At 69.2% G+C, this 18475-nt stretch carries 17 protein-coding genes; 10 read left to right on the top strand and 7 right to left on the bottom strand.

Annotated features, from left to right (window positions below; genetic code table 11):
• Window positions 1-7 precede the first annotated feature (7 nt).
• The 5 genes from HD841_RS11390 to HD841_RS11370 form a co-directional block, all read right to left on the bottom strand.
• A complete protein-coding gene (locus HD841_RS11390; RefSeq protein ID WP_373563000.1) occupies window positions 8-1210 on the bottom strand; it encodes an aminotransferase class V-fold PLP-dependent enzyme in 1203 nt (400 codons plus the stop codon).
• Complete coding sequence (locus HD841_RS11385) at window positions 1207-2280, bottom strand: SufB/SufD family protein (protein WP_179509018.1); 1074 nt, start codon at window positions 2278-2280, stop codon at window positions 1207-1209. Before HD841_RS11385 ends, HD841_RS11390 begins: the two co-directional genes overlap by 4 nt.
• A gap of 307 nt (window positions 2281-2587) precedes the next feature.
• Window positions 2588-3331, bottom strand: a complete 744-nt coding sequence (sufC, locus tag HD841_RS11380; RefSeq protein WP_137897418.1) for a Fe-S cluster assembly ATPase SufC — start codon at window positions 3329-3331, stop codon at window positions 2588-2590.
• Between the two features lie 88 nt (window positions 3332-3419).
• Window positions 3420-4904 (bottom strand): Fe-S cluster assembly protein SufB, encoded by a 1485-nt coding sequence (sufB, locus tag HD841_RS11375; protein WP_179509017.1) that lies wholly within the window; start codon window positions 4902-4904, stop codon window positions 3420-3422.
• Between the two features lie 2 nt (window positions 4905-4906).
• Complete coding sequence (locus HD841_RS11370) at window positions 4907-5356, bottom strand: SUF system Fe-S cluster assembly regulator (protein ID WP_052075566.1); 450 nt, start codon at window positions 5354-5356, stop codon at window positions 4907-4909.
• Window positions 5357-5646: 290 nt separating this feature from the next.
• Here HD841_RS11370 and HD841_RS11365 point away from each other — a divergent pair, with 290 nt between their 5' ends.
• From HD841_RS11365 to HD841_RS11350, 4 genes are all read left to right on the top strand, one after another.
• Window positions 5647-6672 (top strand): quinone-dependent dihydroorotate dehydrogenase, encoded by a 1026-nt coding sequence (locus tag HD841_RS11365; protein WP_257015458.1) that lies wholly within the window; start codon window positions 5647-5649, stop codon window positions 6670-6672.
• A gap of 40 nt (window positions 6673-6712) precedes the next feature.
• On the top strand, window positions 6713-8446 hold the full coding sequence (ggt, locus tag HD841_RS11360) for a gamma-glutamyltransferase (RefSeq protein ID WP_179509016.1): 1734 nt from the start codon (window positions 6713-6715) through the stop codon (window positions 8444-8446).
• 41 nt (window positions 8447-8487) lie between these two features.
• On the top strand, window positions 8488-10275 hold the full coding sequence (locus HD841_RS11355) for an AMP-dependent synthetase/ligase (RefSeq protein ID WP_179509015.1): 1788 nt from the start codon (window positions 8488-8490) through the stop codon (window positions 10273-10275).
• Between the two features lie 290 nt (window positions 10276-10565).
• The gene (locus HD841_RS11350; RefSeq protein ID WP_179509014.1) at window positions 10566-10709 is read left to right on the top strand and encodes a hypothetical protein; all 144 of its coding nucleotides are present in this window, start codon (window positions 10566-10568) and stop codon (window positions 10707-10709) included.
• A 108-nt stretch (window positions 10710-10817) separates the two neighbouring features.
• On the opposite strand, the gene HD841_RS11345 is transcribed toward HD841_RS11350, so the two are convergent.
• The gene (locus HD841_RS11345; RefSeq protein ID WP_373562999.1) at window positions 10818-11219 is read right to left on the bottom strand and encodes an endonuclease domain-containing protein; all 402 of its coding nucleotides are present in this window, start codon (window positions 11217-11219) and stop codon (window positions 10818-10820) included.
• A gap of 65 nt (window positions 11220-11284) precedes the next feature.
• The gene (locus HD841_RS11340; protein WP_179509013.1) at window positions 11285-14179 is read right to left on the bottom strand and encodes a M16 family metallopeptidase; all 2895 of its coding nucleotides are present in this window, start codon (window positions 14177-14179) and stop codon (window positions 11285-11287) included.
• Window positions 14180-14332: 153 nt separating this feature from the next.
• Between HD841_RS11340 and HD841_RS11335 the strand changes: the two genes are divergently transcribed.
• From HD841_RS11335 to HD841_RS11310, 6 genes are all read left to right on the top strand, one after another.
• The gene (locus HD841_RS11335) at window positions 14333-15145 is read left to right on the top strand and encodes an aspartyl/asparaginyl beta-hydroxylase domain-containing protein (protein ID WP_179509012.1); all 813 of its coding nucleotides are present in this window, start codon (window positions 14333-14335) and stop codon (window positions 15143-15145) included.
• A gap of 104 nt (window positions 15146-15249) precedes the next feature.
• On the top strand, window positions 15250-15822 hold the full coding sequence (locus HD841_RS11330; protein ID WP_179509011.1) for a NifU family protein: 573 nt from the start codon (window positions 15250-15252) through the stop codon (window positions 15820-15822).
• Complete coding sequence (locus HD841_RS11325; protein ID WP_179509010.1) at window positions 15822-16415, top strand: malonic semialdehyde reductase; 594 nt, start codon at window positions 15822-15824, stop codon at window positions 16413-16415. The genes HD841_RS11330 and HD841_RS11325 overlap by 1 nt, the downstream gene beginning before the upstream one ends.
• Window positions 16416-16767: 352 nt before the next feature.
• The gene (gene tsaB, locus HD841_RS11320; protein ID WP_179509009.1) at window positions 16768-17409 is read left to right on the top strand and encodes a tRNA (adenosine(37)-N6)-threonylcarbamoyltransferase complex dimerization subunit type 1 TsaB; all 642 of its coding nucleotides are present in this window, start codon (window positions 16768-16770) and stop codon (window positions 17407-17409) included.
• Window positions 17409-17876, top strand: a complete 468-nt coding sequence (gene rimI, locus HD841_RS11315) for a ribosomal protein S18-alanine N-acetyltransferase (RefSeq protein WP_179509008.1) — start codon at window positions 17409-17411, stop codon at window positions 17874-17876. The genes tsaB and rimI overlap by 1 nt, the downstream gene beginning before the upstream one ends.
• 109 nt (window positions 17877-17985) lie before the next feature.
• Window positions 17986-18408: a Fur family transcriptional regulator gene (locus HD841_RS11310; RefSeq protein ID WP_179509007.1), complete on the top strand. Its 423-nt coding sequence runs from the start codon at window positions 17986-17988 to the stop codon at window positions 18406-18408.
• The last annotated feature ends 67 nt before the right edge of the window (window positions 18409-18475 follow it).

Below are 18475 nucleotides of genomic sequence, written 5' to 3'. Positions count from 1 at the left end.
AATATCCCTACCCAAAAATACGAGTCACTCGTTCGACGCCCTTCACCAGCGCCTCGATGTCCTGCGGACCGTTGTAGACCGCGAAGCTCGCCCGCGCGGTCGCGTCGACGCCCAGCACCTCCATCAGCGGCTGCGCACAATGATGGCCGGCGCGGATCGCCACCCGGCCTTCGTCCAAGATGGTGCCGACGTCGTGCGGATGCACCCCCTCGATCGCAAAACTGACGATGCCGGCGCTATCCTCCGGCCCGAACAGGCGGACCGAGTTGAGCGAGGCCAGCGCCGTGCGTGCATCACGGACCAGGGCGGTTTCGTGCGCATGGATGCGATCGAGCCCGATCCCCTCGACATAGTCGATCGCCGCGGCAAGGCCGAGCGCGCCGACGATATGCGGCGTTCCTGCCTCGAACCGCCCCGGCGGCGGCGCATAGGTGGTTCGCGCGAAGGTGACGCGATCGATCATCGACCCGCCGCCCTGATAGGGCGGCATCTGCGTCAGCAGTTCGCCGCGGCCCCAGAGCACGCCGATCCCGGTCGGGCCGTAGAGCTTGTGGCCGGAGAAGACGTAGAAGTCGCAACCGATCGCCGCGACATCGACCGTGATCCGCGGCACCGCCTGACAGCCGTCGAGCAGGATCTTGGCGCCGACGCCATGTGCCAGGTCGGTCGCGCGCGTCGCATCGAGCACCGAGCCGAGCACGTTCGAGACATGCGCGAGCGCGACCAGTTTGTGCTGCGGCGTGAGGATGCGCGCCATCGCGTCGAGATCGATGCGATGATCCGCCGTCAGCGGCAGCACGTCGATCGCCGCGCCGACGCGCTCGGCGGCCATCTGCCACGGCACGATATTGCTGTGATGCTCCAGCATCGACAGCAGGATACGGTCGCCGGCCTTGAGTTGGGTCGCCGCCCAGCATTGCGCGACGAGGTTGATCCCCTCGGTCGCGCCGCGGACGAAGACGATCTCGTCGGGCGTGGTCGCGCCGATGAAGCCCGCGACCTTCGCCCGCGCCGCCTCATAGGCGACGGTCATGTCGGCGGAGCGCTGGTAGACGCCGCGATGGACGGTCGCATAGGTCTCGCCATAGGCGCGCGCGATCGCATCGATCACGACCTGCGGCTTCTGCGCGGTCGCCGCGGTGTCGAGATAGGCCCAGCCGTCGGGGATCGCCGGGAAATCCGCGACGCGGTCGAGCGGGGCTTCGCTCACAGCGTCTGCTCCAGCCACGCGTCGGCATCGGCAGCGAACACGTCGCGCACCGTCTCGTCGGCGATCCGGTCGAGCGCATCCGCGACGAAGGCGCGCGTCAGCAGCGCCTTGGCACGGGGCGCGGGAATGCCGCGGCTCTGCATGTAGAACAGCGCGCGCGCGTCGAGTTCGCCCACCGTCGCGCCATGCGCGCATTTCACGTCGTCCGCGAAAATCTCCAGCTCGGGCTTGAGGTTCACCGTCGCGGTGCGCTGGAGCAGCAGCCCGCGCAGGCTCTGTTCGCCGTCGGTCTTCTGCGCATCGCGCGCCACCTCGACCGCGGCGGCGAGGCTCACCGTCGAGCGGTCCGCCGCGACCGCGCGCCACAGCTGGTGCGACTGGCCGTTGGGCTTGGCGTGACGGACACGCACCGCGCATTCCTGCCGCTGCTCGTCGCGGGTCAGCAGCGCGCCGCCCAGTTCGGCATAGGCACCGTCACCGTTCAGCGTCAGCGCCGCGTCGAGCCGCGTCCCCGCCGCGGTGGCGCCGAGCGCGACCGAGACGAAGCTGGCCGCCTCGGCGATCGTCACCTCGTCGCGGGTCGAGACGAAGCCCGCGTCCTGCACGATGCGCACCGCGCGCATCACCCGCGCGCCCTGCCCCAGCTCGAACCGGGTCAGCGTGTTGGTCCAGCCGGCACCGGTGAAGCTCTCGACCAGCGTCAGCACGGCATCCTCGCCGAGCGTGATGACGAGCGGCGTCTGGCTGTCCTCGCCGGCATTGACGCGGGCGATCTCGATCGTGGTGACGGTGCGCGGTGCGAGCGTGATCCGGTGGCCGTCGCCCGAGGCATAACGGGCGAGCGGATGGTCGCTGGCGATGGCTTCCGAAGTGATGGCGAGGTCACCCGGGCGGCTGACATCGGTATCGAGAGAGCCATCGACGAACACCAGCCGCGCCGCCTCGGGCAGGATCGCGTCCGGCACCGCCGCCGACTGCGCCGTCAGCGCGCGGGCGGCTTGCAGCGCGGGCATGTCGGCCCAGCGGAACGCTTCCTCGCGCGTGGTGGGCAAATCGAGAACGGCGGTCATGCGGCGGCTCGCTGGATGGTGTCACGCGAAGGCGCGAAGACGCGAAGAGAAGACAGGGTTTTTGCGCGCAGAGGCGCAGAGGCGCGGAGAAGAAGAGAAGACGACGGGATGGCGCCTGCGGCGCAAGCCTTCTTGCGCGTCAGCGCATTATCAAAACCGTTGGGGATGATCGACGGGAGCACGCCTCCGGCGACGCAATCTCCGCGCCTCCGCGCCCCCGCGCGAACAAAAACCGTATCGAGGACACCAGACGGCGCGCCAGGCGACGCGCCCTCTTCGCGCCTTCGCGCCTTCGCGTGAACGACAATCACGCCGTCACCCCCGCATAGCCCTCGCGCTCCAGCTCATGCGCCAGGTCGGCGCCGCCGGTCCGCACGATACGCCCGTCGGCGAGCACATGGACGACGTCGGGCCGCACGTAATCGAGCAGCCGCTGGTAATGGGTGATCAGCAGCACCGCCTTGTCGGGGGCGCGCATGATGCGGTTGATGCCGTCGCCGACGATCCGCAGCGCGTCGATGTCGAGCCCGCTGTCGGTCTCGTCGAGGATCGCGAACTTGGGGTTGACGACGCCCATCTGGACCATCTCATTGCGCTTCTTCTCGCCGCCGGAGAAACCGACGTTGACCGGGCGCTTGAGCATCTCGGCATCCATGTCGAGCTTGCGCGCCTCCTCGCGCGCGAGCTTGAGGAACTCGGCCCCCGACAGCGGCTTCTCACCACGCACGCCGCGCTGCGCGTTGAGCGCCTCGCGCAGGAACTGGACGTTGCTGACGCCGGGGATCTCGACCGGATATTGGAAGCCGAGGAAGACACCCGCCGCGGCGCGCTCGTTGGGAGCAAGCTCCAGCAAATCCTGCCCGTCGAAGGTGATCGACCCCTCCGTCACCTCATAGCCCGGCCGCCCGCCGAGGACGTAACCGAGCGTCGACTTGCCCGCGCCGTTCGGCCCCATGATCGCATGGATCTCGCCCGCATTCACTTCGAGGGTCAGCCCCTTGAGGATCGGCTTGCCATCGATCTCGGCGTGAAGGTTTTCAATCTTGAGCATCGTTCTTCCTTAAAGCCCCTCCCCTTCAGGGGAGGGGTTGGGGTGGGGGAAGTCTCACCGAGACCGTCACCCGCATCCCCATCCAACCTTACCCTACCGAGCCTTCAAGGCTGATCCCGAGCAGCTTCTGCGCCTCGACCGCGAATTCCATCGGCAGCTGTTGCAGCACCTCGCGCGCGAAGCCGTTGACGATCAGCGCCACCGCCGCCTCCTGATCGAGCCCGCGGCTCATCGCATAGAACAGCTGGTCCTCGCTGATCTTCGAGGTCGTCGCCTCATGCTCGATCTGCGCCGAGGGGTTCTTCACCTCGATATAGGGCACGGTATGCGCGCCGCACTGGTCGCCGAGCAGCAGCGAATCGCATTGCGTGAAGTTGCGGACATTCTCCGCCGTCGGCCCGACGCGGACCAGACCGCGATAGGTATTGTCCGACCGCCCCGCCGAAATCCCCTTCGACACGATCGTCGAGCGCGATCCCTTGCCGAGGTGGATCATCTTGGTGCCGGTATCCGCCTGCTGGCGGTTGTTGGTCACCGCGACCGAATAGAATTCACCGACGCTGTTCTCGCCCGCGAGCACGCAGCTCGGATATTTCCAGGTGATCGCCGATCCGGTCTCGACCTGCGTCCACGACACCTTGCTGTTCCGGCCCTGGCAGAGCGCGCGCTTGGTGACAAAGTTATAGATGCCGCCGACGCCGTTCTCGTCGCCGGGATACCAGTTCTGCACGGTCGAATATTTGATCTCGGCATCGTCGAGCGCGACCAGTTCCACCACCGCGGCGTGGAGCTGGTTCTCGTCGCGCATCGGCGCGGTGCAGCCTTCCAGATAGGAGACGTACGAGCCCTTGTCGGCGACGATCAGCGTCCGCTCGAACTGGCCGGTATTTTCCGCATTGATCCGGAAATAGGTCGACAGTTCCATCGGGCAGCGCACGCCTTCGGGAATGTAGACGAACGTCCCGTCCGAAAAGACCGCCGAATTGAGCGTCGCGAAATAATTGTCGCGCTGCGGCACGACCTTGCCCAGCCACTTGCGGACGAGGTCGGGATATTCGCGGATCGCCTCGCTGATCGAGCGGAAGATGACGCCCGCGGCCTCCAGCTCCTTGCGGAAGGTGGTCGCGACCGAAACACTGTCGAACACCGCATCCACCGCGACGCGGCGCTTCGGATTGCCCTCGGCATCGAGATCCTCGACCCCGGCGAGCATCTTCTGCTCGGCAATGGGGATGCCGAGCTTTTCATAGACGCGCAGGATCTCGGGATCAACCTCGTCGAGCGAGCCGAGCTTGGGCTTCGCCTTGGGCTCGGCGTAATAATAAGCGTCCTGATAGTCGATCGGCGGGACGTTGAGCTTGGCCCAGTCGGGCGCCGCCATCGTCTGCCACATGCGGAAGGCCTTCAGCCGCCAGTCGAGCATCCATTCGGGCTCGTTCTTCTTGGCGCTGATATAGCGAACCGTATCCTCGCTCAGCCCCTTGGGCGCGAAATCCTGTTCGATATCGGACGAAAAGCCCCATTCGTAGGTCTTGGAGACGGCCGCATAGGCCTCTGCGTTCTTGGTCGCCATGGTTACACCTGTTCGCTCAGCGGAGCGGGAATGGGATCGTGGATGGGAGCGCGCGAAAGGCGGGCGAGCGATACGCCGGCGAGCGCGCCGCGGACCGCCTCGTTGACGATCCCCCAATGCGGCCGGACCAGGCAATTGCCTTCCAGCCCGCATTCGTGCCGGCTACCCTCGACACAGGACGTCATCTGGATCGGCCCCTCGACCGCCTCGACGATATCGGCGAGGCTGATTGCCGCGGCGGGCCGCGCGAGGCGGAAGCCGCCACCGGTGCCACGCGCACTCTCGATCAGGCCGGCGCTGGACAGGCGGCTGACCAGCTTCTGCGCGGTCGGCAACGGCACGCCGGTTTCCTCGGCGAGCAGCGTCGCATTCAGCCGCGCCGCGCCGCCGCAATGCCGCGCGGCAGCGGACATCATCACCACGGCATAATCGGCAAGGCTGGAAAGTCGCATCGGCTCCGGTCGTGTTGTTGCGAGCGTTTCGCAAATCGGATCAATTCGATCCGATTGCGAGATAGGGTTTTGTGCGCCGCGGTCAAGCCGGGATGGGCGATCAGTGTGAACGAGGGAGCATCCCAATCCCCTCTACCGTCATCCCCGCGAAGGCGGGGATCCATAGACGCCACGATAGTGGCTTAATCGGAGCGTCAGCGTTTATGGATCCCCGCCTTCGCGGGGATGACGAAGGGGTGGACGCAACCCGTGCTTTGACCTCCGCCGTCCGCGATGCGATGGGCGCCCCCATGTCCTACGCCCTCCGCCCGCTGCTCTTCGCGCTCGATGCCGAGCGTGCCCATGCGCTGACGCTCAAGGCGCTGGCGCTGCGCGCGAAGCTGCCCGCACCCGCCGCCAAACCCAATCCCCGCCTCGCCACCCGCATCGGCGATCTCGACTTCGCCAACCCGCTCGGCGTCGCCGCCGGGCTCGACAAGGACGGCGTGGCGATCGAGGGGCTGTTCGGCCTCGGCTTCGGCGCGGTCGAGATCGGCACGCTCACCCCCCTGCCCCAGCCCGGCAACCCCAGACCGCGGCTGTTCCGGCTCGCCGCCGACCGCGCGGTGATCAACCGGATGGGCTTCAACAACGGCGGACTGGAGGCGGGGCTCGCCCGCGCCCGCACCGCCCGGCGCGGTGCCGGTCGCCTCGGCATCAACGTCGGCGCCAACAAGGACGCGAGCGACCGCGTCGCCGATTATGTCGCCGGCGTCTCCGCCGCCGCGCCGATTGCCGATTACGTCACGATCAACATCTCCTCGCCGAACACCCCCGGCCTCCGCGATCTCCAGCATGGCGCGGCGCTCGACGAGCTGCTCGCCGCCTGCACCGCGGCGCGCGGATCGACACCCTTGTTCCTCAAGGTCGCGCCCGATCTCGACGCGGCGGCGATCGACGGCATCGCCCGCGCCGCGATCGGCCACCGGCTCGATGCGATCATCATGGGCAACACCACCGTCTCGCGCCCGCCGCTGCGCTCCAGGCATCGCGACGAAACCGGCGGCCTGTCAGGCGCACCGCTCGCCGCGCTTGCCCGGCAGCGACTCGCCGACGTGCGCAGCGCCACCGGCGGCGGCATCGCGCTGATCGCCGCGGGCGGCATCGACAGCGGGGCGGAGGCCTATGCCCGTATCCGCGCCGGCGCACGGCTGGTGCAGCTCTATTCGGCGCTGGTGTACGAAGGTCCCGGCCTCGCGAAAGCCATGCTCGCCCAACTCGATAGCTGCCTCGCCCGCGACGGCTTCGCCGATGTCGTCGCCGCCGCGACGGCGTAACGGCTTGCCCTCGGCGGACCAGCCGTTAGGCTTTGCCGCGATGAACGTCCTTCCGATCGCGCTTGCCCTCGCGGCGGTCAGTGCTCCGGCGCTGGCCAAGGCTCCCGCTGCGGCTCCGCCGCCCAAGGCCCCCGGCATGGTCAGCGCCGCCGACCCGCGCGCCGCGGCGGCCGGCGTCGAGATCCTGAAGGCGGGCGGCAGCGCCACCGACGCGGCGATCGCGACGATGCTCGCGCTCAACGTCGTCGAGCCGCAGAGTTCGGGGATCGGCGGCGGCAGCTTCTGGGTCAGCCACGCGGCGAAGACCGGCCGGGTGACGACGATCGACGCACGCGAGACCGCCCCCGCCGCGGCGACGCCGCGCTGGTTCTACGACGCGGCCGGCCGGCCGATGAGCCATGCCGAGGCGGTGCCGGGCGGCCGCAGCGTCGGCGTGCCCGGCGCGCTGCGCGGCATGGCGCTGGCGCATCGCCGCTCGGGCAAGCTCCCATGGGCGCGGCTGTTCCAGCCGGCGATCCGCCTCGCCCGCGACGGCTTTCGCGCCAGCCCGCGCTTCCGCAACGCGATCGCGTCCTATGGCGCCCACCTGACGCCCGAGGCGCGGGCAGCCTTCACCGTCCCCGCCGACGGCATCGTCCGCAATCCCGCCCAGGCCGCCTTGCTCCAGCGGATCGCCAGCCACGGCCCCGACAGCTTCTACGTCGGGCCGCAGGCCGCCAAGCTCGTCGCCACGGTCAACGGCGCCGCGCGCAACCCGTCGCGCATGACCACCGGCGATCTCGCCAGCTACGACGCCAAGTCGCGGCCCGAGCTGTGCGTGCCGTACCGCAGCTACCGGATCTGCGGCATGGGTCCGCCGTCGTCGGGCGGGATCACCGTGCTGATGATCCTCAAGCAGCTCGAACGGTTCGACATGGCGAAGCTCGGCAAGGACTCGCCCGTCGCGTGGCATCTGTTCGCCGAAAGCGCGCGCCTCGCCTATGCCGACCGCAACCTCTACGTCGGCGATCCCGATTATGTGCGCGTGCCGGTGAAGGGCCTGCTCGATGCCGGTTATCTCGCCACCCGCTCGGCGCTGATCGCGCCCGACCGGACGATGGCCAGCGTCGCCGCGGGCACCCCGCCGGGCGCACCCGCGCGCACGCCTGCGCCGGTCAGCGAGGTTGCCGGCACCACCGACCTCGCCGTCGCCGACCGCGACGGCAACGTCGTCGAGGTGACCACCACGGTCGAGGGGCCGTTCGGATCGGGCCTGGTCGTCGACGGCACGGTGCTGAACAACCAGCTGACCGACTTCGACATCGTCCCCGTCGATGCCGGCTATCTCGTCGCCAACCGGGTCGAGGGCGGCAAGCGGCCGCGCAGCTCGATGGCCCCCACCATCGTCTACGACGCGCGCGGCCGGGTGCGGCTGGCGGTCGGCGCGGCCGGCGGATCGACGATCATCGCGCAGATCGCCAAGGCGCTGATCGGCGTGCTCGACTGGAACCTCTCGGCGCAGGACGCGATCGCGCTCGGCCTCGTCTACGCCCCCGGCCCGGTCGCGACGCTGGAGGCCGGCACCGCCGCCGCGGCGATGCAGCCGGCGCTGGCCGCGCTCGGCGAGCGGACCGAGATCGCGCCGCTGGGGCTGAAGGCCAATGCGATCGAATGGCGCGACGGCCGCTGGGTCGGCGCCGCCGATCCGCGCAGCGAGGGCGTCGCCATCGGCGAGGACGGCCGCGTCAGCGATCCCGCGCGCATGACGCCGGCCGCCAACCGCCCCTCGGAATAACGGACGGCGGGCCGACGAGCAGCGCCGCGACAGGAGAGACCATGGCCACCCTCGAGCATTTCCCCAATCTCGTCACGATGTTCTTCCGCCGCGCGCACGAGCGGGGCGACGCGCCCTTCCTGTGGGCGAAGCGCGACGGCAATTGGGTCGCGACGAGCTGGGCGGAGGCGGCGCGACAGGTCGCCAGCCTCGCCGCCGGGCTGAAGGCGATCGGCATGAAGCCGGGCGACCGGGTGATGCTGGTCAGCGAGAACCGCCCCGAATGGTGCATCAGCGACCTCGCCATCATGGCGGCGGGCTGCGTCACCGTCCCGGCCTACATCACCAATACCGAGCGCGACCACGCGCATATCATCGCCGATTCGGGCGCCTGCGGCATCATCGTCTCGACCGACAAGCTGGCGCGCACGGTGCTCACCGCGGTGCTGCGCTCGAACCAGGGCCAGATCGTCATCGGCATCGATCCCATGCGCGCGCCGTCCGCGGGCATCGACTTCCACGACTGGCGCAAGCTGATCGCCGATCACCCGACCGATCCCGCCGCCGCCGCGGCGCAGGCGACCTTCCAGCGCGGCGATCTCGCCTGCATCATCTACACCAGCGGCACCGGCGGCGCGCCGCGCGGGGTGATGCAGCATCACGGCGCGATCCTGCACAATTGCAACGGCTGCGCGACGATCATCGCGGAGGATTTCGGCGCGGGCGACGAAGTGTTCCTGTCGTTCCTGCCGCTCAGCCACGCCTATGAACATACCGGCGGCCAGCATCTGCCGATCTCGCTCGGCGGGCAGATCTATTATGCCGAGGGGCTCGACCGGCTCGCCGCCAATATCGAGGAGGTGCGCCCGACGATCATGTTCGTCGTCCCCCGCCTGTTCGAGGTGCTGCGCACGCGGATCAGCAAGGCGATCGAGAAACAGGGCGGCCTGTCCGCCTATCTGCTCGCCAAGGCGCTCGACGTCGGCGCCCGGGAGAATGCCGGCACGCTGCGGCTGATCGACCGGCCGGCGCAATTGCTGGTGCGCACCGTGTTCAAGCCGAAGATCGCCAGGAAGTTCGGCGGACGGATGAAGGCGATGGTGTCGGGCGGCGCCCCGCTCAACCCGGAGGTCGGGCTGTTCTTCCAGTCGCTCGGCGTCACCTTCCTGCAAGGCTATGGCCAGACCGAGGCCGCACCGGTGATCTCGTGCAACCGGCCGAGCGCCGGCATCCGCATGGATTCGGTCGGCCCGCCGCTGGTCGATACCGAGGTGCGCATCGCCGAGGATGGCGAGATCCTGGTGCGCGGCGAGCTGGTGATGCACGGCTATTGGCGCAACGAGGCGGAGACGGCGCGGGTGCTGCGCGACGGCTGGCTGCACACCGGCGACATCGGCGAGATCGACCCCGCTGGCCGGATCGCGATCACCGACCGCAAGAAAGACCTCATCATCAACGACAAGGGCGAGAATGTCGCGCCGCAGAAGGTCGAGGGCATGCTGACGCTGCAGCCCGAGATCGTGCAGGCGATGATCGCGGGCGATCGCCGCCCCTATATGGTCGCGCTGATCGTCCCCGACCCCGAATGGACGCAGGAATGGTGTGCGGCCAACGGCACGCTCTGCAAGTTCGAGCGGCTGGCGGAGAACAGCGAATATCGCACCGCGATCGGCCATGCGGTCGAGCGGGTGAACAAGGACCTGTCGGTGACCGAACGCATCCGCCGCTTCGTGCTGGCGGACGAACCGTTCACGATCGAGAACGAGCAATTGACGCCGAGCCTCAAGATCCGCCGCCACGTGATCCGCAAGGTCTACGGCGAGCGGCTGGACGCTTTGTATCGGGGGTGAGATGGAACCTCGCGAGGCTCCCGCCCTATCCTCCCCCTCCGTCACGCCTTCGGCGCGCCACCTCCCCCTGGCGGGGGAGGACCTGGAAAGAACAATTCCTCCCTCGCTTTAGCGGGGGAGGGGGACCGCCCGCGTCAGCGGGTGGTGGAGGGGGCGTTTCCGCAGGCGGCCAACTCCGCGAGGATGAGCCGCATCACCGCATCTAGCTCTGTCAACACGTCCCGTGCCGGTATCCGCAGCGTCTTGATCCCCCGCTCAGCGCGGTCGAGCGGGGGATCAAGGACCTGTCGGTGACCGAACGCATCCGCCGCTTCGTGCTGGCGGACGAACCGTTCACGATCGAGAACGAGCAATTGACGCCGAGCCTCAAGATCCGCCACCACGTGATCCGCAAGGTCTACGGCGAGCGGCTGGACGCTTTGTATCGGGGGTGAGATGGAACCTCGCGGGGCTCCCGCCCTATCCTCCCCCTCCGTCACGCCTTCGGCGCGCCACCTCCCCCTGGCGGGGGAGGACCTAAAAAGAGCAATTCCTCCCTCGCTTTAGCGGGGGAGGGGGACCGCCCGGCGTAGCCGGGTGGTGGAGGGGGCGTTTCCGCAGGCGGCCAACTCCGAAAGGATGAGCCGCATCACCGCATCTAGCTCTGTCAACACGTCCCGCGCCGGTATCCGCAGTGTCTTGATCCCCCGCTCCGCCAGCCACGCATCGCGCCGCGCATCACGGACTGGCCGGTCGCCACGATCGTGCGCCTCGCCGTCAACCTCGATCACCAGCTTCGCCTTGGCGCAATAGAAGTCGAGCACGTAAGGATCGGCCGGCGCCTGTTTGCGGAACCGCACCGGCAACCCACGCAGCTCCCGCCACAACAGGACTTCCGGCAACGTCAACCGGCGGCGGAGCGCCCGCGCCTGATCCCGGTTCCGTTTAGAGCCGCCCAGCTCCACCCTGTCCGCCCCCTCCACCAGCTACGCTGGTCCCCCTCCCCCTGGCCTGGCGGGGGAGGATTAGCTCACTTCCCCTTTCGCGGCAGCACCGCCAGCGTCCAGTCCTTCGCCGGCACCAGATATTTCGCCGCCGTCGCCTGCAACACCTCGGGCGTCACGTCGCCGAAGTCGCGGCCGAGACGCCGCGTCGCCTCCAGCCGGCGGTCGTCATACGCCCCGCCCGACAGCTCGCGCAGCCAGAACAGGCTGCTCGTCGCGGCGCGGGCATAAACCTGCTGCAGCGGCCCCTTCACGCGGGCCAGTTCGTCGGCGCTGACCGGGTTCTTGGCCAGGTCCGCGGCAATCTCGCGCGACAGGCGGAAGAACAGGTCGACGTTCGCCGGCGCGACCTGGCTCACCGCCATCAGCCGGCCGCCGCCGGGCAGGCCCTTGGGCCAGCTGCTTGCGACGCCGGGGCTGTAGCTCGCGCCCGCCGCCTGGCGCATCCGCTCGAACAACCGGTCGCTGAACACCTGCGCCAGCACGTCGAGACGGCGCGCCTCGGCGATGTCGGCGACGCCGGCGCCGGTCGGCCAGGCGATCACCGCGCTCGCCTGATTGTCGGGGCCGTTATGGTAGCGCAGCACCGGCGTCGCGACATGCGCGGGGAAGCGCACCGGCGGCGCCGCCGCCGTCGGCGCGGTACGCGGCGGGATCGCGCCGAGGCTCTTGGCCACCGCGGCGATCGCCTCGTCCGCCTTGACGTCGCCGAACACGTCGACCTCGATCGGGCCGCTGGCGAGCAGCGGCGCCCAGAACGCCTGGAACGCCTTGGGGGTCAGCGCCGCCACCGCCTTGGCATCGGGCGTCGCCCAGCGCGGATCGCCGGCGTGGAGCAGCCCTTCCAGATCGCGCGACAACACGCCGTCCGCCGACGAATCATAGCCGGGGATCGCGGTCAGCGCCGCCGACTTGGCGCGCGCCACCGGCGCCGGGTCCCAGCGCGGATGCGCCAGCTTGGCGGCGATCAGCGTCAGTTCGTCGGCATAATCCTTGGGGCTGCTCAGCGCGGCGATCGAGAAGGTATCCTCGTCGATGCCGAAGTCGAGGCCGAGCTGCCGCCCCGCGGTGAGCTGGTCGAGGTCGTCCTGCCCCAGCGTTCCGATGCCGCTTTCCATCAGCGCGAGGTCGCCGGCCCATGCCGGGCTCGGCCGGTTGGCGGGCAAGGCATTATAGCCGTTGCCGAACCGCACGCGAACGAAGACGCGACCGGTATCGTCGGGATTGGGGAACAGCAGCATCCGCACGCCATTGGCGAACACGACCTTCTCGGCGGGCAGGCCGGTGAGCGGCGTGCGCGCGGCGACCGTGCCGGGCGCACCGAGCGCCGGCAGCTTGGTGAAGTCGACCGCGGCCTGGTTGGCGCGCTTGATCGTCAGCGTCGACACGTCCGCCTTGAGCGCGGCGGCGAGCTTCTCCGCCGTCCCCTTCTCCGCGGTGCGGGTGTTGACGAGCGCACGGGTGGCGTCGCCCTCGAACAGCTTCTTCGACGAGGCGAGCACCGCGGCGGGGTTGAACATCCCCTTCTGCTTGGCTTCGGTCAGGATGGCATAGCTGTTCTCGGGCGCGGTCACCGTCTCGCGGATGTCGAGCGCGCCGGCCATGTCGTCGGCCTGCTTGGCGCTCGCCTCGACCCGCGCGGTCTCGACGCTGTTGCGGATCGCGACCTCGTAATCGGCATATTCGCGGTCGATCTCCGCCTGGGTCGGCGCGCTGTTCTGCGCATCGGCGATCACCGCGCGCACGTCCTTCAGCGCCTGTTCCCACTGGTCGCCGACCGGCAGGATCAGCACCGAGGTCATATTGGCCGAGCGCGAGCGGTCGTCGAGGTCGACGCCCGCCTGCACGAAGCTCGCGCCCGCGCGCGCCCGCCGTTCCAGTCGCCGGCTGATCACCTTGGCGGCGATCGTGTCGACCATCCGCTTCTGGTTGAAGATCTTGGTATCGTCATTGTAATGCCAGGGGCGCATCACCCCCATCATCACCAGCGGCGGCAGGCCGGGCTCGACCAGCGTCGCCGAGGTCGGCTGGCTGGGATCGGGCTTGCCGAAATCCGGGTCGGCCGGGTTGGGGCCATGGCCCTGCCAGCCGGCGAAGTGGCGCGTCACCATCTCGCCGAGCGCCGCCGGGTCCATGTCGCCCGAGATGATCACCACCGCGCGCTCCGGCCGGTACCAGCGGTCGTGGAACGCCTTCACGCTCGACCCGGTCGCCGCCTCCAGCGTCTCGACGGTGCCGATCGGCGAGCGTTCGGCGAGCGGCTGGCCGGCGAAGAACAGGCGGTTCATCGCGTCCTGCAGCTTGACCTGCGGGCCGGGCTGTTCGCGGCGCTCGGCGAGCACGATCGGCCGTTCCGCCGACACCGCCGCATCGGTCAGCGCCGGCGCGGCCATCATGCCCGACAGGATCTTGAGGCTTTCGTCGACCGTCTGGTTGGTCGCCGAGGGCAGGTCGAGCTTGTAGAGCGTCTGCGTCGGCGTGGTCGAGGCGTTGCTGTCCGATCCGAAGGTCGCGCCGAACCGCTGCCACACCCGCTTCGCCTCGCCGTCGGGGACATATTCCGAGCCGCGGAACGAGAGATGCTCGATGAAATGCGCATAGCCGCGCTCGCTGTCCGTCTCGTACAGCGAGCCTGCGTCGATGCGGACGCGGATCGACACCTGCCCCGGCGGCACGCCGTTCTTGCGCACCGCATAGCGCAGCCCGTTGGGCAGCGTGCCGAAGACCCAGGCGGGATCGTGCGCAAGGTCGCTGCCCTTGTAGAGCCAGGGCGTCGGATCGACTTTGACCCCCGCGGCGGGCGCGGCCGCGACGGCGGCGGCGGGAGCGGCACGCCGGGCGGGCGCCTTGACCTGGGCGACGGTCGCCGATGCGAGGGCGAGGACGAGTACGGGCGCGAGCGCGCGGGGGAAGAACGCCATAGCCCCCATCCCTAGCGGTTGCCGGGCATCGCCGCCAGCGTGACCGTATCCTCCTCGTTTCGGTCATCATTTCGCCCCAGCCCGCGACTATCACGGCGGCGATGGGGCAGCCGGGCGACGACGGCCCGGCGCGACTCGATGATGGTATCTGTAATGACGATCGGCACCAACGAAGCGGCCCCCGCAATGTGGCGGAACTCGGGCACGGCCGCGCCCGACGCTCCGGCGCTGGCCGCGGAGCCGGGACGGCCGCTGGTCATCCGGATCGGCAAGCATCTGCGCGGCGTCTTCGACCGGATGATCGCCGGCTCGTCGCTGGTCGCCAACGATCCGGTGCTCGACGTCCGCCATTTCGGCTGGACCGCGCTGCTGCGCGATTCGTGGCGGACGATCCGCGACGAGGCGGCGGCGGTGGCGTTGCAGGGGCAGCCCGCGCCGAGCCTCGCGACGATCTCCCCCGATCACCGGTCGATCGCCGAGATCGACAAATGGCGCTCCTTCTTCCTGTGGGGCTATGGCTATCCGATCGAGGACAATCTGGCGCGCTGCCCGGCGACGCAGGCGCTGGTCGCGCGGATTCCAGGGCTCAACAGCGCCTTCTTCTCGATCCTCGCGCCCGGCACGCATATCCCGGCGCATCGCGGCGTCACCAAGGGGCTGATCACCTGCCACCTCGGCCTGTTCGTGCCGCGCGACGGCGACGTGCGGATGCGCGTCGGCGACCGCATCGTCCGCTGGGCGGAGGGCGAGACCCTGGTGTTCGACGACACCTATGATCACGAGGTGTGGAACGACAGCCAGGGCACGCGGGTGGTGCTGCTCGTCCAGTTCGAACGCCCGCTGCGCAATCCCGGCAAGTGGATCGCCGACCTGTTCCTCGGCATCGTCCGCCGCTCCGCCTTCGTGCAGGAGGCGCGCGCGAACATCCGCACCTGGAACGCCGCGGTGAAGCAGCTCGAAGCGTGACCGATCCCCTCCCCCGCCCCGGGGGAGGATTTGCGCGCCCCCCGAAACAATCCCTTTCCGTCCGCCCGCTTGATCCCCCGCCCCCCACGGTCCACATGACGTCCATGCTGATCGAGACCGAAACCACGCCCAACCCGGCGACGCTCAAGTTCCTGCCCGGCCGCATCGTCATGGATGCCGGCACGCGCGACTTCGCCACGCCCGAGGAGGCCGAGGCGAGCCCGCTCGCCGAGATGCTGTTCGCGCTGGGCGACGTCACCGGCGTGTTCTTCGGCCGCGACTTCGTGTCGGTGACTGCGGCGCCCGGCGTCGAATGGCACAGCCTCAAGCCCGACGTGCTCGCCATCCTGCTTGACCATTTCGCCGCCAACATGCCGCTGTTCCGCCAGGGCAGCGCCGGGTTCAGCGTGCCGGTCGAGGAGGACTCCTTCACCGACGACCCCGCCGATGCCGACATCGTTGCCCAGATCCGCGAGCTGATCGACACCCGCGTCCGCCCCGCGGTGGCCAATGACGGCGGCGACATCGTCTATCGCGGCTTCGACAAGGGCAAGGTCTTCCTGCGCATGCAGGGCGCCTGCGCCGGCTGCCCGTCGTCGAGCGCGACGCTCAAGAGCGGCATCGAGCAATTGCTCAAATATTACGTCCCCGAGGTCACCGAAGTGCGAGCCGTCTGATGTCCGAGCCCCTGCCCGACAGCGCGCTCGACCGCATCTTCCGCACCGCGCGCAGCTACAACAGCTACACCGACCGGCCGGTGAGCGAGGACCAGCTCCGCGCGATCTGGGAGCTGATGAAATGGGGCCCGACCAGCGCCAACCAGTTGCCCGCGCGGCTCGTCTGGTGCGTCAGCGACGCGGCCAAGGCAAAGCTCGCCGCCTGCGCGTCGGACACCAACCAGGGCAAGATCCTGAAGGCGCCGGTCGCCGTCATCATCGCGATGGACATCGAGTTCCACGAGCACCTGCCCGAGCTGTTCCCGCACGTCGACGCCAAGGCGTGGTTCGACGGCAATACCGAATTGCGCACCGCCTCCGCGCTCCGCAATTCGACGCTGCAAGGCGCCTATTTCATCATCGCCGCCCGCGCGCTGGGTCTCGATACCGGACCGATGTCGGGCTTCGATCAGGGCGCGGTCGACAAGGCGTTCTTCGCCGACCAGCCGGGCGTGCGGACGAACTTCATCGCCACCCTCGGCTATGGCGACCCAGCCAGCCTCCACGAGCGCCTGCCGCGCCCCGCGTTCGAGAAGTTCAACACGATCGCTTGACCCAAGCCCCCGCCAAGGCAGGGGAATCGCACAGGAACGCGCGCACGCCCGTCTTATGCCCCCGTCACCCCGGACTTGTTCCGGGGTCCACTCTGCGGCGGGGAGAAAGGCTTGGTTCGACACGGTAACCTCGCGGCCCGGTGGACCCCGGAACAAGTCCGGGGTGACGGACAAGACGAGGAAACGGATCGACCCTCGCACCGCGGAGCGGTGACGGAGGGGGACAGGGCGAACGCGGTCCTATGCCCCCCCTTCCACCACCGGCCAGCCACCTGCACGGCGCAAAGCGAGGAAGTAAGCACGCCATCTCCCGCTTGTCCCCCGCGCCCGCGTGTCGCAAAGCCTTCTGAACATGACCGACGCTCCTCCCCGCATCCTCGTCATCGATACCGCCACCGCCGCCTGCTCGGTCGCGCTGATCGAACACGGCCGCGTCATCGCCGCCGCGCACCGTGAGGTCGGGCGCGGCCATGCCGAGCAATTGCTGCCGATGATCGCCGACCTGCCCGGCGGCGGCCGCGCCGCGCATATCCTGGTCGATGTCGGCCCCGGCAGCTTCACCGGCCTGCGCGTCGGCATCGCCGCGGCGCGCGGGCTGGCGCTCGGCTGGGACGCGGGCGTCGCCGGCTATTCCAGCCTGTCGCTGATCGCCGCCGCGGACTTCGCCGCCGGCCGCACCGGCGACATCGCGGTGATGCTGGAGGGCGGTCATGGCGAGGTGTTCGTCCAGGGTTTCGCCCCCGGCCCCGTCGCGCTCGACGCGCTCGCCTCGCTGAAGCCCGAGGCGGCGCTCGCCGCGCTCGGCGACCGCTATCCGGTCGGCAATGGCGTGCGCTGGCTGCAACAGGTCGCGCCCGCGCTCGACGGGCAGCCGGCGCTGCCCGATGCCGCCAACGCGCTGCTCCTGCCCGAGGCGCTCGCCACGCTGCCGCCGCGCCCGCTCTACGGCCGCGCGCCCGATGCCAAGCTGCCCGGCGGCAAGGTGCCCGCCTGATGGCGACGCGTCAGGTCCTGCTGCGCACCGGCGACGCCCGCGATGTCGCGACCGTCGATGCGCTGATGATCGCCGCCTTCGAGCCGCGCTTCGGCGAGGCATGGACGCGCAACCAGTGCCTCGGCGTGCTGGCGATGCCGGGCGTGCGGCTGACGCTCGCTTATGTCGACGACGCGCCCGCCGGCTTCGCGATGGTGCGCAGCGTCGCCGACGAGGCCGAACTGCTGCTGCTCGCGGTCGATCCCGCCTTCCGCCGCCGCGGCGTCGGCCGCGCGCTGCTCCGCGCGGTGATCGCCGAGGCGCAGGCGACCGGCATCGCCGACCTCCACCTCGAGGTGCGCGAGGGCAATGAAGCGGTCCGCCTCTATACCGAACAGGGCTTTGCCAAGGTCGGCGAGCGGCGCAATTACTATCGCGGCAAGACCGGCCAGGCGTTCGACGCGCACACCTATCGCCGCGCCGTCTGACCGTCGGCATCCGCAATCAACCGGCTGTCCGACCAGCCTTTTTCGATCAGGCGCTTTTTGCGAGTCGGTTTCGCTTTTCGCAACAAGCCACCTGCACTACATTGGCGTCATGCCTCGCAAGATCGATCTCGAAGCCCTGTGCAATCAGAAGGGCCTGCGCATCACCGAACAGCGCCGCGTCATCGCGCGCGTGCTGTCCGAAGCCGAAGACCATCCCGATGTGGAAAAGGTCTATGAGCGCGCCTCGGCGATCGATCCGGGCATCTCGATCGCCACGGTCTATCGCACCGTGCGCCTGTTCGAGGAGGCGGGCATCCTCGACCGCCACGATTTCGGTGACGGCCGCGCCCGCTACGAACCCTCGCCCGAAGCGCATCACGACCATCTCATCGACGTCGAGACCGGCAAAGTCATCGAATTCGTCGATCCCGAGCTGGAACAGCTGCAGAAGGCGATCGCCGAGAAGCTCGGCTTCCGCCTCGTCGACCACCGTATGGAATTGTACGGCGTCAGCCTCGACCGAAAGGGCTGAGCCGGGCCGCCGCCATGCCGCCGCAGCACCGGCGTAATGGCGCGACCGCGATAGTGGCAGAACCCCG

This window comes from Sphingomonas melonis (assembly GCF_013409985.1).
GTDB lineage: Bacteria > Pseudomonadota > Alphaproteobacteria > Sphingomonadales > Sphingomonadaceae > Sphingomonas > Sphingomonas melonis_A.
This window is presented reverse-complemented; position numbering and strand designations above follow the sequence as displayed.